The organism is Virgibacillus necropolis (assembly GCF_044793635.1).
Lineage (GTDB): Bacteria > Bacillota > Bacilli > Bacillales > Amphibacillaceae > Virgibacillus_F > Virgibacillus_F necropolis_A.
Genome location: NZ_CP084992.1, coordinates 3,088,746 through 3,102,540 on the forward strand (window position 1 = coordinate 3,088,746; position 13,795 = coordinate 3,102,540).

At 35.5% G+C, this 13,795-nt stretch carries 13 protein-coding genes; 10 read left to right on the forward strand and 3 right to left on the reverse strand.

Annotated elements, in window-relative coordinates; translation table 11 throughout:
* Window positions 1-184 precede the first annotated feature (184 nt).
* Both fumC and LG329_RS15105 read left to right on the forward strand, forming a co-directional pair.
* Window positions 185-1,570, forward strand: a complete 1,386-nt coding sequence (fumC, locus tag LG329_RS15100) for a class II fumarate hydratase (RefSeq protein WP_404451644.1) — start codon at window positions 185-187, stop codon at window positions 1,568-1,570.
* Between the two features lie 149 nt (window positions 1,571-1,719).
* Window positions 1,720-1,923 (forward strand): small, acid-soluble spore protein, alpha/beta type, encoded by a 204-nt coding sequence (locus tag LG329_RS15105; RefSeq protein WP_404451645.1) that lies wholly within the window; start codon window positions 1,720-1,722, stop codon window positions 1,921-1,923.
* 95 nt (window positions 1,924-2,018) lie between these two features.
* Here the strand turns inward: LG329_RS15105 and LG329_RS15110 are convergent, their stop codons facing one another.
* Both LG329_RS15110 and LG329_RS15115 read right to left on the reverse strand, forming a co-directional pair.
* Complete coding sequence (locus tag LG329_RS15110) at window positions 2,019-3,116, reverse strand: ABC transporter ATP-binding protein (RefSeq protein WP_404451646.1); 1,098 nt, start codon at window positions 3,114-3,116, stop codon at window positions 2,019-2,021.
* Window positions 3,117-3,221: 105 nt separating this feature from the next.
* Window positions 3,222-4,118 carry a PucR family transcriptional regulator gene (locus LG329_RS15115; protein WP_404451647.1) on the reverse strand — a complete coding sequence of 299 codons (897 nt, stop codon included), beginning with the start codon at window positions 4,116-4,118 and terminating at the stop codon, window positions 3,222-3,224.
* A 155-nt stretch (window positions 4,119-4,273) separates the two neighbouring features.
* Here LG329_RS15115 and LG329_RS15120 point away from each other — a divergent pair, with 155 nt between their 5' ends.
* Both LG329_RS15120 and LG329_RS15125 read left to right on the forward strand, forming a co-directional pair.
* Window positions 4,274-4,642 (forward strand): YlbF family regulator, encoded by a 369-nt coding sequence (locus tag LG329_RS15120; protein ID WP_404451648.1) that lies wholly within the window; start codon window positions 4,274-4,276, stop codon window positions 4,640-4,642.
* A 155-nt stretch (window positions 4,643-4,797) separates the two neighbouring features.
* The gene (locus LG329_RS15125; protein ID WP_404451649.1) at window positions 4,798-5,568 is read left to right on the forward strand and encodes an enoyl-CoA hydratase-related protein; all 771 of its coding nucleotides are present in this window, start codon (window positions 4,798-4,800) and stop codon (window positions 5,566-5,568) included.
* 717 nt (window positions 5,569-6,285) lie between these two features.
* Here the strand turns inward: LG329_RS15125 and LG329_RS15130 are convergent.
* The gene (locus LG329_RS15130) at window positions 6,286-6,471 is read right to left on the reverse strand and encodes a YhzD family protein (RefSeq protein ID WP_404451650.1); all 186 of its coding nucleotides are present in this window, start codon (window positions 6,469-6,471) and stop codon (window positions 6,286-6,288) included.
* Window positions 6,472-6,713: 242 nt separating this feature from the next.
* On the opposite strand from LG329_RS15130, the gene LG329_RS15135 reads away from it, so the two are divergent.
* The 6 genes from LG329_RS15135 (at window position 6,714) to LG329_RS15160 (ending at window position 13,759) form a co-directional block, all read left to right on the forward strand.
* The gene (locus LG329_RS15135; protein WP_404451651.1) at window positions 6,714-6,923 is read left to right on the forward strand and encodes a helix-turn-helix transcriptional regulator; all 210 of its coding nucleotides are present in this window, start codon (window positions 6,714-6,716) and stop codon (window positions 6,921-6,923) included.
* Complete coding sequence (locus LG329_RS15140; protein ID WP_404451652.1) at window positions 6,916-7,239, forward strand: DUF3796 domain-containing protein; 324 nt, start codon at window positions 6,916-6,918, stop codon at window positions 7,237-7,239. Before LG329_RS15135 ends, LG329_RS15140 begins: the two co-directional genes overlap by 8 nt.
* A 49-nt stretch (window positions 7,240-7,288) precedes the next feature.
* Complete coding sequence (locus tag LG329_RS15145) at window positions 7,289-8,188, forward strand: ABC transporter ATP-binding protein (RefSeq protein ID WP_404451653.1); 900 nt, start codon at window positions 7,289-7,291, stop codon at window positions 8,186-8,188.
* Window positions 8,181-9,431: an ABC transporter permease gene (locus LG329_RS15150; protein WP_404451654.1), complete on the forward strand. Its 1,251-nt coding sequence runs from the start codon at window positions 8,181-8,183 to the stop codon at window positions 9,429-9,431. Before LG329_RS15145 ends, LG329_RS15150 begins: the two co-directional genes overlap by 8 nt.
* A gap of 130 nt (window positions 9,432-9,561) precedes the next feature.
* Window positions 9,562-10,797: an exonuclease SbcCD subunit D gene (locus LG329_RS15155; protein ID WP_404451655.1), complete on the forward strand. Its 1,236-nt coding sequence runs from the start codon at window positions 9,562-9,564 to the stop codon at window positions 10,795-10,797.
* 1 nt (window position 10,798) lies between these two features.
* Entirely contained in the window at window positions 10,799-13,759 is a 2,961-nt protein-coding gene (locus LG329_RS15160; protein WP_404451656.1) for an AAA family ATPase, read from the forward strand.
* The last annotated feature ends 36 nt before the right edge of the window (window positions 13,760-13,795 follow it).

Genomic DNA, 13,795 nt, shown 5'->3' on the forward strand with positions numbered 1-13,795 from the left:
TATAAAATAATTTGTACACAACATGAAGTAAAAACGATGATGAAATTGGTGTAACACCATACATGTACTTTTTTCGTAACAATTCTTTTACTATATTTCGAGTGATAAGATTATTTTATTATCGGCAAAATTTGTTACAATAGAAATGGAATTAAAGTAAGCATTTACATAGGAGGTAACAAAAATGGATTATCGTATAGAAAAAGATACACTTGGAGAAGTACAAGTACCTGCTGATAAATTCTGGGGAGCACAAACCGAGCGCAGTAAACAAAATTTTCCTATTGGAAATGAAAAAATGCCACAGGAAGTAATTAAGGCATTCGCAATATTGAAGAAAAGTGCTGCAAAAGCAAATACCGAGCTTGGCTTAATGGATAAGAAAAAGCTTGAAGCAATTGAATACGCTGCAGATCAAATCATAAATGATAAGCTGACTAATCATTTTCCACTTGTAGTATGGCAAACAGGAAGTGGTACTCAATCAAATATGAACGTAAATGAAGTAATTGCATATGTAGGAAATGAATGGTTGAACAAAGAGGGAAGTGATCTGAAATTACATCCAAATGATGATGTAAATAAATCACAAAGCTCAAATGATACATATCCTACTGGCATGCATATCGCGGCTGTTTTAAAACTTGAGGATTCGGTATTACCAGCAGTTCGCACATTAAAAGATTCCTTAAAAGTAAAAATGGATGCGTTTCAAGATATCGTTAAGATTGGACGTACCCATTTACAGGACGCAACACCGCTAACTCTTGGACAAGAAATCAGTGGATGGCACCGTATGCTTGAGAAATCAGAAACCATGATTAACGAAAGCTTGCACCACTTAAAAGAACTTGCAATTGGTGGCACGGCAGTTGGAACAGGGCTAAATGCTCACCCTGATTTTTCAGATAAAGTTTGCTCGGCAATTAATAACTATACAGGAAACAGCTTTATCTCAGCACAAAATAAATTCCATTCATTAACAAGTCATGATGAAACAGTTTATGCACATGGAGCGTTAAAAGGGCTGGCGGCAGATCTTATGAAGATAGCAAATGATGTTCGTTGGTTAGCAAGTGGACCACGCTGTGGAATCGGTGAAATCATTATCCCAGCTAATGAACCAGGAAGTTCAATAATGCCAGGAAAAGTTAATCCAACACAAAGTGAAGCTGTTACAATGGTTGCAGCACAAGTAATGGGAAATGATGCAACAATCGGATTTGCAGCTAGCCAAGGTAACTTTGAGCTTAATGTATTTAAACCAGTTATTGCATATAACTTCCTTCAATCCTGTCAGCTATTAGCGGACAGCATGCTTTCATTTGATGAGCGTTGTGTACAAGGAATTGAACCAAACCATGAACAAATTGAAAAGTATTTGAATGATTCATTGATGCTTGTTACAGCATTAAATCCTCATATCGGCTATGAAAATGCGGCGAAGATAGCTAAAACAGCATTCGCAGATAACGCAACTTTAAAAGAAACAGCAGTCAAATTAAACCTTTTAACAGAAGAAGAATTTGATAAAAATGTAAATCCAAAAGAAATGACACAGCCAAAATAAAGCTAGATACTGTAAGAAAGCCCATTACATCGCCTGTAATGGGCTTTCTCATGCAATTAAAAGTAAGGATTTCTTATCCACAATTTCCAACAATTATCAGTGATAAGATTAACTCGAATGTAAACAATATAATTACAGGAGGTGATATCATGGCTAATAACAATTCAAATCAATTAGTAGTACCTGGCGTACAACAAGCTCTTGATCAAATGAAGTATGAAATTGCTCAAGAATTCGGCGTAAGTTTAGGAGCTGACACAGCTTCACGTGCTAACGGTTCTGTTGGTGGTGAAATTACGAAGCGTCTAGTTCAAACTGCTCAACAACAACTTAACGGACAACAACCTAAATAACCATGGCCTTCCGCTGGAGTAGTCCTCCAGCTAAAACCAGATCAAAAAGAGGGACAGTCATTGCGACGTCCCTCTTTTTATTTGTGTTATAAAATCTATCTTATTCGTTGCTCATCTTCAGGATTGAAAAAATGTACTTTATTCATGTCAAAAGCAAGATCCAATTGTTCGCCACCATCAATGTCCGTACGTGAATCAATTCGGGCGATAAAGTCTTGTTCATTAATTTTTGAGTAGAGGTATGTTTCTGCCCCCATTAATTCGGCAACTTCAATCGCAGCATTAATTTTTGTCTCTGGTGTAGATTCGATAAATAATGGTTCATCATGAATATCCTCTGGGCGTATTCCAAGAATAATTTCTTTATCAATAAAGTTTTGTTCTCGAAGCGTTTTCATTTTACCTTCTGGAACTTTAACTTTCACATCTTCCATGACGAAGTGGCCATCTTTTAATGTTCCGTTCAAAAAGTTCATGGATGGAGAACCAATGAATCCACCTACAAATATATTTTCTGGTTTGTCATACACTTCTTTTGGTGCACCGACCTGTTGAATGATACCATCCTTCATAACTACAAGACGAGTTGCCATTGTCATTGCTTCTGTTTGGTCATGCGTTACATAAATAGTAGTTGTTTGTAAACGCTTGTGTAATTTTTGAATTTCAGCACGCATTTGCACACGTAATTTCGCATCAAGGTTGGATAATGGTTCATCCATTAGGAAAACCTTAGCATCTCGTACAATAGCTCGTCCCAACGCAACACGTTGACGTTGACCACCGGATAATGCCTTCGGTTTACGGTCTAAATAGGATTCAAGGCCTAAAATTTTTGCAGCATTTTGTACACGTTGATCAATTTCATCTTTCTTGAATTTACGAAGCTTTAACCCAAAAGCCATATTATCGTATACATTCATATGTGGGTATAGTGCGTAGTTTTGGAAAACCATTGCAATATCTCTATCTTTTGGAGCCACATCGTTCATTTTTTTCTCGTCAATAAGTAAATCTCCATCAGTAATTTCCTCTAATCCAGCAATCATGCGAAGTGTAGTGGACTTCCCACATCCGGATGGGCCAACAAAAACGATAAATTCTTTGTCTTTAATATGTAAATTAAAATCATCCACTGCTATCACTTTTTTATCATAGGACTTTTGAATATGTTCTAATTGTAATTCTGCCATGTTATTACCCCCAACATTTATTGATTATATTTAGTTTATAAAAAACTTGTACAGTTGTATACGTAAAACATGCACAAAGAATAATCACATCTTTGTGCATGTTTTCTAATTGTTTGAACTAGTAGAAATTAGAACAAAATAAACTGTTGCAGCTTGATGAAACTGACGTATATCAATCCCGGTTTTTTCAATAAACTTATCGATTCGATATTGTAAACTGTTGCGGTGCATGTAAAGTTCTTTAGCAGTAACGGTTATATTCAAATTACAAGCAAAAAAGGTTTCAATCGTGTGAATCAGTTCTGGATCATCCAGCACCTCTTTTAATAATAAATTTTTTGTCTTATGCCGAAATGAGTTATCTACTTGGTCTGCAAATAGATATGGTATCGCTTCCTCGTAAGAAATAACTTGTTTACCTGTGTATGTAAAAACCGTCGTTGCACCTTCAATAAGTTTTGAATAAAAATTTTTTGCATTTTCCAAAGTAGTCATAAATGGACCAATGAAGAAACGAATTTTCACATATAAGTCACTCATTAATATGTCAATAATCTCATTATATGCGATAGATTCTTCACCGACGTCCGTTTGTTCTTCAATTAAAATACCTTGATGGTTCGTTAACCATAATATTGGTATTGGTTTTGAAAAAATACTTTGAATAGCTTCTTTGAATAAGTTTGGTTCGACTTTATTTTGTTGGAAAGAAAAGTGAATAAAACGATAGGAGCCTAAGTAATCATTCTCCAATATAGTTTTTTCACCATGAAGAATGTCGTGCCAAAACTTTTCTTTTATTGTTAAAGGTGTTCCTGCATAAGTGTACGGCGACAAGAATGTCGACAATAATACTTCATCCTTAGTCGTAATTTCGTTTTTATCTATACCTAGTATTTCATCATTGTCTGTCACGTACCACTTGTATCCCACATGTGATTGGTCGAAATTTGAATCATATATAATTAACGATGGAAATATTTTTTTTAATTGATTTATCATCACTTGACCTCTTTCATGAATCTTTTATTCATTATAACAATAGTTTCAATTCTGAAAAAGCTTTGCAAGCTATTGTGTTGATTATTCGAAATGGTATACATGAATGTTCTTGTTTGTTATAGTTATTCTAGATTGATATTGAAGGAGGAAATACAGTGCCTAATATTTATGATAGTGCATATGATTTAGAGAAAGCAATTCGCGAAAGTGAAGAATTCACAAGTTTAAAAGGTGCATATGATGCAGTAATGAGCGATGAGTCTTCAAAACAAATGTTTGAAAACTTCCGTGATACACAAATGGCATTACAAGAAAAACAAATGCAAGGACAAGAAATTACTGAAGAAGAAGTAGAGAAAGCTCGTCAAGTTGTTGAGTTAGTTCAACAGCATGAAGATATCTCTAAATTAATGGAACAAGAACAACGTTTAAATATGGTGATTAATGATGTAAGTCGCATTATTACTAAACCATTAGAAGAATTATACGGCGAAGCAGATTCAGAATCAGAGTCAGCTGAGTAATTTTAAGTACAACCTGTAGGCAACCAGCTATAGGTTGTATTTTTTTTGCGAAAATACAGCCGCCTTTAGTTTTCTTCAATTAAAGAAGGATTTTCATAAAAGATAGAGAATTAATGAAAGAGGTAGAAATTTGTAATAAGTAGGAGTGTTCAAAGGTGAAAACTGTTTTATACGAAAGTATTGATCAAATTGGATATATTTATTTAAATCGACCTGAGCGGTACAACGCCTTAGATAAGGAAATGCTAAATGAGTTATTGGAGGTAGTAACACAGGTTGAAAAAAGTTCTGATCGTATCATTATTATTAGCGGTAAAGGTAAAGCATTTTGTGCAGGCGGTGACGTGGGCATGATGACTGACTTTGCTAACCAGGATTTTTATTATGAAGTAATGGATACAATTGAAAAAGTAATAATGAAATTATACTTAATGCCCAAAATCGTTATTTCCGCAATAAAAGGGTCTGCGGCAGGCCTAGGACTAAGTCTTGCCTTATCAGCAGATTTCGTTGTCGCGCAGAATGATGCTAAACTCGGTATGCTTTTCTTAGGAGTTGGTTTAGCACCTGATGGCGGGGGACACTTCTGGCTGAAGGAACGGTTAGGTGTCCATGGTGCGAAACAATTTACCTGGAGTATGAAACAAGTAGATGGAACTACTGCTTATTCCATGAATTTAGTTGATCAAGTTAGTGACGAATCCGTTATAAATCATGCAACATCTTTAGCAAAACAGGTATTATTACAACCGTTAACCTCCATGGTCAAAACTAAGCTTATGTATCACAACGAGAAAAAGGATACATTACAGCATTATCTAACAGAGGAAAAGAAAACACAGTGGGAATTAAGACAAACGAAAGATCATCAAGAAGGTGTAAATGCTTTTCTTGAAAAAAGAAAACCTGTCTTTATTGGTGAATAAGAAAAACGCATAGGCAGCAGGGTAAAAAAAGACGACTTCATTACTGCAAGTAGTTCAGTATTTGTGGAGGAAATCGTAAATAACAATGCAAATAGAGTGCTAAATCGCAATGGTTTTAGCACTCTATTTTTAGTTGAATATAAGGTGTCTTTTTGTTTTCTTTGGCTTTTTTCTAAAAGATTGTTGCTCTCAAATGCTGAATCTTATCTATTAGTTGAAATATATTGCGACGTAACCTACCGCTCCGGAAATACACTTCGCTAACATGGTGTCTGGAAGCAGTACTATATAGCTCTTTTCACTATTATGGCAGTTGATTTTCGCTGCGGACAGTTGACTCCTGCGGGAACAGCACGAGTCTGAAGACCCCGCAGAGTGGTTTTCTCGAGGAGGCTGAAGCCGTGCCCGCGGAAAGCAACGGTCCGCAGCGGAAATCAACCAGCAGTTATGTCAGGAGTTTATATCAATAGCAAAAAACTGTGTGAAAAGAGCTTTTTCTTAGAACGAAATAGCTATAAAATCGCATCCCTTTTAGCGAGGTGACGATAGTTATTGTCAGTGTGCTAGTTAGCTATGATATTTTGGTGTTTAAATTCATATAAACGCTATCATATGAAGGATAAACAGCATGCCGATTGGTATGCTGTTTATCATGCTATTTCTTATGTTTCTCCACGTCATCTGAACTACTTACCATTACTAGGTCGTCTTTTCTTATTACCTGTGGAATAGTACAAGCTTGGCTTCTGGTGATACACAACGATGTGTATGTTCAGAATATCCTTCTTCAGCTAAACGAGCATTTCCAACTTGTTTTGCTTCATTATCATTTTCAGCAGTAAATGATTCATCCAATAATTTTTCCCCAGTTTGTTTAAAAACAGTTAAAACATAGGTGCGCATAATGGTTCCTCCTCGAAGTTTACTTAAATCCATTATATACATTCTTAAACGATAACAAAAGGCTTAAACAAATGTAAGAAACGCTCTGGTTACTTAACCGAAGCGGTTCACTAAGATTTTTTTATGTCTTGGTGAACTATCCGCTTAAAATAATCAATATACTTGTAAAGTTTACTTGACATTGTGAATAGTAATAAGTATACTTCGTGTTAAGTTAACTTTACATTTTTGAAAGGAGAAAAATGAAAACCTTTATACATGAGCGACGTACAGAAATGAACATGACACAGGGAGAATTATCTCAAAAATTAAAGGTATCTAGACAAACGATTATTTCACTTGAAAAAGGCAAATATAAACCTTCCTTGGTTTTGGCCCATAAACTGGCTCAAACATTTGGGTGCAAAATTGATGATCTGTTTATTTTTGAGGGGGATGAAAACATTGAGTGAATCATTTTTAGAAAATCCGTATGTAATCCTGTTATTACTGGGAAACTTTGCCTTCATGATAGCGCTATATTTCTTTCAACGAAATATCGGAAAGAAAAGCCATCGTTATGATGAACGCTACAACAAAATGACTAATCGATCAAAAGCAAGATCATGGGATGCAATGCTTGTAATTCTCACGGTCGCCTGGCCAGTAGTAATCATTTTTGATGGAATATCGTTTAGTTTTTGGTTGTTAACCGTTATATATGTTCTTCATAGCGTAACATGGTTAATTACGAATATTTACGTTTCAAACCAAGAAAATAAAAATTGAAACTAAGATGTATGTTAATCGTACTACAGAAGGGGAAGGGGAGAGCGAAGTGACACTAGTATTAAAAGATGTAACAAAAAATTTCGGTAAGGATACGGCAGTTAACAACTTATCGTTGGAAATACCGGAAAAAGAAATGTTTGGGTTCCTTGGTGGAAATGGTGCTGGTAAAACAACTACATTCCGTATGATTCTGGGATTGCTTGATCAATCAGAAGGAGAGATTTCCTGGAATGGTGAATCCATTAGTTATGATAAAAGTCACCTTATAGGCTATTTACCAGAGGAACGTGGGTTGTATCCGAAATTAAAGGTAAGAGACCAAATTGTTTATCTAGGAAAATTACGCGGCATGAAAAAGGGTGAAATTATCACTGAACTTGAAGGATGGCTTGAACGTTTTAAAGTTCCGGAATATATCGATAAAAAAGTTGAGGAACTATCAAAAGGAAATCAACAAAAAATCCAATTTATATCAGCCGTGATACACAAACCAAAACTATTAATCATGGATGAACCATTCTCAGGGCTTGATCCAATTAATGTTGAAATGTTAAAAGAAGCGGTTGTTGATTTAAAGGAACAAGGGACATCAATCATTTTTTCATCTCATCAAATGGATCATGTTGAAGAGTTATGTGAGCATTTATGTATTTTGCAAAAAGGAAAGCAGATTGTTCATGGATCATTGCGGGATATAAAACGTTCTTATGGTAAGAAGAATTTAATTGTCCATGGAGATATGGACCTTGAATTTTTGAAAAGGTATCCTGGTGTAACAAAATATAAGCCAGTTACAGGTGGTTGTGAATTGCAAATTGAAAACGAGGATGTCTCTCAATCTATTTTTGGAAGCTTACAGGGACAAGGATTTATCCGGAAATTTGATCTGGAGGAACCAACGCTAAATGACATCTTTATTGAAAAGGTAGGTGCCTCATATGAATAAATTCTGGATTGTTATGTCCCATACTTATATGTCTAGATTTAAAACAAAGTCTTTTTTAATCAGTACAATCATAACGCTATTATTTGTTGTTGGTGTAGCAAATTATCAAGCAATTTTTGATGCTTTTTCAGATGATGGAAAGACGGAAATAGCTGTACTTGATGAATCCGGTGAATTTTTCAAACCATTAGAAAAAAGTGTGGAAAATGCGAATGAAGATATAGATATTGTTGCATATGACAAGTCGGAAGAAGCTGGTAAAAGTGCTGTTGAAGATGAAGAATTTGACGCTCTTATTACGTTGACCATGAATGCAAATCAACTTCCAGAAGCAACCTATTATGCTAGTAATATTGCAGATTCCAGTGAACAGAAGGTTATACAACAACAATTACAGCAATTGAAAGTAGCAGCAGCAACAAAGCAAGCAGGTGTTGACCAAGAAACTATCACTGCGATATATTCCCCTGTTACGTTCAATACGGTTGCACTTGACGAAAGTGCGAAATCATCAGAAGAACTTAATCAGGCACGAGGCATTGTTTATGTTATGTTGTTTGTTCTTTATCTATCGGTAATCACCTATGGTAATATGATTGCAACAGACGTGGCAACTGAGAAGTCATCACGTGTAATGGAGTTACTAGTTTCCAGTGTGTCACCAGTTACACAGATGTTTGCAAAAATTATCGGTATTGCGTTGTTAGGGCTAACACAGGTTGGTTTACTCCTGGGACTTGGTTATGCGCTAATCGTGTCAAAACAGGATGAGCTCACTGGCGGCGTTTTTCAATACTTTGGAATACAAGGTGCATCAGCCTCACTATTTATCTATGCATTTATCTTTTTTATTCTAGGGTACCTACTATATGCAACTTTGGCCGCGATGCTAGGTTCATTAGTTAGCAGAACAGAAGACGTGCAACAATTAATTATGCCAATGATCTTTCTTGTTATGATTGCATTTTTCATTGCGATGTATGGCTTGAGTAATCCAAGTTCAAGCATTGTAGTAATCTGTTCCTACATTCCATTTTTCACTCCAATGTTAATGTTCTTACGTGTTGGAATGTTGGATATACCATTTTGGGAAGTTGCACTTTCATTAGGAATATTAGTTGGATCGATTGTGTTAATGGCTGTTATCGGTGCTCGTGTTTATAAAGGCGGAGTATTGATGTATGGTAAATCTAGTTCATTAAAAGATATTAAAAAGGCAATTGCTCTTTCTAAAAAGGAATAAATAAAAAGTCCCCATGTATCAGACCAGGTAAATGGTTTACGATATGGGGACTTTTTAACGTAGAACGTGCATTCGCATGCAGATTTTGATAAACTAGTTTAAACAGAATCTGGTTAGGAGATAGGTGACTATGGCTGAAGAACTTTCATTTATACATGCGGCAGATTTGCATTTGGATAGCCCATTTCAAGGGTTGGCTAGTGTGCCGGAAGATATTTTTAAACAAATTCAAGCAAGCACATTTGACGCTTTGGATAATCTAGTCAAAACTGCTGTAGCAAAAAAAGTGGATTTTATTTTGTTAGTAGGTGACTTATTTGATAATGAACGGCAAAGTTTAAAGGCACAAATTAAACTTAAAAAGGCTTTTGAGGAATTAAAACACCATGATATATACGTATACTTATCTTATGGTAATCATGATTATGTAAACGGTAATCAGTATCCTGTCACATATCCTGACAACGTATATATCTTTAACGAAGAAATGGTAAGCCATTTTACATTTTATAATGGCGATCAAGCTGTAGCTAACATTTATGGATTCAGCTATGAAAATCGATCAATCACACAAAACAAAACCGCTGAATTTACTATCCGCGATCAGGAAGTTCCCTTTCATATTGCCATGCTTCATGGCAGTTTATATAGTAATACAGAACATGATACATATGCACCATTCCATTTAAATGAGCTATCGGAAAAAAGTTTTGACTACTGGGCTCTCGGGCATATTCATCAACGGGAAATTTTAAAACAAAATCCACCCATTGTTTATCCTGGAAACATACAAGGACGAAATCGAAAAGAATCCGGGAATAGAGGATGTTATCATGTTGTATTAAAGAAGGATAATACAGAAGTTTCTTTTATTCCGTTACAAGCTATTCAATTTAATACAATAGCAGTGGATGTTTCGGAATGCAGTGAACCTCATGCGATGGAAGAGGCGATACAACATACCATTCAGGAACAAAGCTATGATGTCCCGCAATTGCTGTCACTAGTATTAATGGGAACTAATCCTGCATTACGATTGTGGGAAAAGAACGGTTTGATTGAGGAAATCATAGACTTTTTAAATGATTCTATGGCTATAAAAGACCGCTGGGATTTCATTTATCGCTACAAGGTTAATGTACAGCAGGCATACGATGAAAACGAATTAATGAAAGGCAATCATTTTATTGGTGAATTACTCAGAAACAGTGAGAATGCCCCAGTACACACATTTACAGAAGAACTATATCGTCATAAACAAGCACGGAAATTTCTTGAACCAATGACCAAAGCGAGCGAAACCGATACTAGACAGCAGGCTAAACAATTTTTATTAAATGAATTGCTGAAGGGCGAGGATGATTAATATGAAGTTTATACGGGCTTCAATCTATGGATTTGCAAAATGGAATGATTTTCAAATAGATTTTCAACCTGATGAGCTAGAGGTTATTTATGGTGAGAATGAATCAGGGAAATCCAGTCTACAACAATTTATTTTATTTATGTTATTTGGACTGCCACCGAAAAAGCGTACTTTTTTTCGTTCGAGAACCAGTGGGAAAATGGGTGGAATGCTGACGATATATGAAGAGGAAATAGGGGAGTATAAGATTGAACGTGTGGATGAGGCTAGAAATGGTTCCGCTAAATGTTTACTGCCGAATGGGGAGGAAGCGGATGAGGAATGGCTGAAAAGTCGATTGAATGGCATGACCCGCCAGACATATCGATCGATATTTTCATTTGATGCGCTCGATTTAACAGCTTTGAAAACGATGAAAGAAGAAGATCTTGGGGAAATTCTGCTCGGAATTGGTTTGACAGGATCTACTGATATTTATGCAGTTGAGAAACGTCTTGATTCGAAAATAAATGAATTGTTTAAGCCGTTTGGTAAAAAGCCAGTAATCAATCAACAGCTTGATTACCTAGAAGACTTAAATAATAAAGTACAACTATTTAAAAGCCATGAAAAAACGTACGATGAAAAAATGGTTAAGCTTGTTGAAATAAATGCTGATTTAGAAAGACTTCAACAAGTAATTCAGATGGAGAAGAAAAATGTATCAGAAAGTGACAAAATTCGGCAAGCACTCCCTAACCTAATAAGGCTTAATAAATATGAAGATCAACTGGAAAGCTACCCAGAGGTTATTCCATTTCCAAAGGATGGTATGAATCGATGGCATGCAGTAAAAGAAAAGATCCTACCACTTCAAAGTGAACTCGCGGTTTTACATAATAATGCTACTTCATATAACAATAAACAGATAGAACTAAAGGAATCACTGATGGATTATGAAACGTACGATGAGGTAAAAAGACTCGTAGATACCCAAAAAGACTATAATGAACAGATAAAAGAAATGAAGAACCTGAAGTACGCTATAAAAGAGCAAGAGGCCGGTTTAAAAAATGAATTAAAAAATATTGATACGAAGCTTGAAATTAATGATTTGGATGACATATCATTAGCGTACCAAACGGAAAACAAGTGGATTCAATTGTATGAGGGAAGTCAGCAACTCCGTATTGAGAAAGAAAAGTTAACCCAGGAAAAAGCGGTTCAACGTAAACAGAAAAAGGAGTTAGAAATTAGTCTTGATTCCCTTAAGGATAATCAGTTGACTCCCAAACAAGTTGACGAGCTATCCAATCGAATTCAGGATTACAATAACTATCATTATCAGGAAAAAGAAAACAAACAACAAGCTAATTTTAAAGCGATCAAAAACCAAAAACAGAAAACTTCCTTTAATTTATTCGTTGGCAGTGCCTTGCTGGGAATCCTTTTTGGTCTAATTGGATTTTTGCAGGGATATTTGTGGGGTTATGGCGTCATGCTTGTATCTATTGGTGTTGGAATCGCTCAATGGATAATAAGTAAGCGGTCTGTACAAACGATGGAGCAATTGTTCACTAATAACGAAACAAATTTGGATGATATTCCAGTAACGTTGGAAGAAAAAGAGGAAGCAGAACAATTACTTGCTGACTATGATGAAAGTTTGCGGCAGGCAGAAACGATTGCGGATAAGCTCCATGCAAATAATATTGATCAGATTAAATGGCAAGAACGTCATGAATTAACGATGCAAACAGCAAACCGTATAGATGAAAAAATAAGGCACCAACGTAAACTTTACCCAATTTTGGAGACAATAGATGTAAGCAACTGGCCTTCCTTCTATCATACGTTCAAATCTTTATTACAGCAGAACTTGGATTGGAGAAAGAAAGGGCAGCAATTAAATGCTGTAATAATGAAGGAAACCCAACTTAGGGAAAATGTAATGAAGTTTTTCGCTGATAAAAATTGGGAATTGGACTATAAATCAATCGATGCATGCTTTGCATTTCTTCAAGAAAAAGTGGAAGAGCACGATAATAAGCTTCACCTGATAGAACAATATGTTACATGGATCGAAACAACTGATGAACAGATTGAAATAATGAAACAAAAGGTTCAAGTTTTTCAGACGGAATTAGCAAATCTGTTGAAAGCGGCAGAAGTGAATACGGAAGAGGAATTTTATCAGAAAAACACACTACTTGAAGATAAAAAGAAGATAGAAATTAAAAGAGAAGAAGTCATGGAACAACTTAGTATGATTTTTTCAGAGGAAAAAATAGGTGAGTTAATTTCGAACGATATGATGGATGTTACAAAAATACAAGAAAAACAAGAGGACTATCGCAATAAATTAGAACTAGCTGAACAAGAAATAGAAGAAAGGCGCAAACAATTGGCTGCGATTAATGCTGATTTAGCAAACATGGAAAGTTCAGACGAACACTCACAAACCATGCACCGCTTTCACCTGGAAAATGATGAGCTAAAGAAGCTTTCAGAGAAATGGGCGATTTTGAAAAGTGCAAAGGAAATGTTACTTGAAACGAAGAAAAGCTATCGTGAAAAGTACATGACACGGATGATGGAACAAACTTCGGCTTACTTTGCTATTTTGACTAACCATGCTTACACTAATGTTTATGCACCAACTGAAGAAAAGTTATTTCAGGTTGAATCCGTTGACCATCTTCGGTATACGGTAAATGAATTATCACAAGGTACAAAGGATCAATTATATATAGCTTTAAGATTAGCGATTAGTGAAGTGATGAGTGATGCACATCGAATGCCATTTATAATAGACGATGCATTTGTACACTTTGATGATATACGAGTAGAAAACATGATGCTCCTAATTGCTAGTATTGCAAAAAAGAGGCAAGTGCTTTTATTTACTTGTAGAAGGGCACTAATTAACAATGCTAACGGAGGTAAAATCACTGTGTTGTCAGAATCTGTTCGCAAAAGTTGATATTTAATGATAAAATCTGTTATAGAAAAACAAGTT

Excerpts from the sequence above, each read along its gene's own strand:
- fumC (WP_404451644.1), top strand. The coding sequence starts at position 185 with ATGGATTATCGTATAGAAAAAGATACACTTGGAGAAGTACAAGTACCT.
- LG329_RS15105 (WP_404451645.1), top strand. The coding sequence starts at position 1,720 with ATGGCTAATAACAATTCAAATCAATTAGTAGTACCTGGCGTACAACAA.
- LG329_RS15110 (WP_404451646.1), bottom strand. The coding sequence starts at position 3,116 with ATGGCAGAATTACAATTAGAACATATTCAAAAGTCCTATGATAAAAAA.
- LG329_RS15115 (WP_404451647.1), bottom strand. The coding sequence starts at position 4,118 with ATGATAAATCAATTAAAAAAAATATTTCCATCGTTAATTATATATGAT.
- LG329_RS15130 (WP_404451650.1), bottom strand. The coding sequence starts at position 6,471 with ATGCGCACCTATGTTTTAACTGTTTTTAAACAAACTGGGGAAAAATTA.
- LG329_RS15135 (WP_404451651.1), top strand. The coding sequence starts at position 6,714 with ATGAAAACCTTTATACATGAGCGACGTACAGAAATGAACATGACACAG.
- LG329_RS15150 (WP_404451654.1), top strand. The coding sequence starts at position 8,181 with ATGAATAAATTCTGGATTGTTATGTCCCATACTTATATGTCTAGATTT.
- LG329_RS15155 (WP_404451655.1), top strand. The coding sequence starts at position 9,562 with ATGGCTGAAGAACTTTCATTTATACATGCGGCAGATTTGCATTTGGAT.
- LG329_RS15160 (WP_404451656.1), top strand. The coding sequence starts at position 10,799 with ATGAAGTTTATACGGGCTTCAATCTATGGATTTGCAAAATGGAATGAT.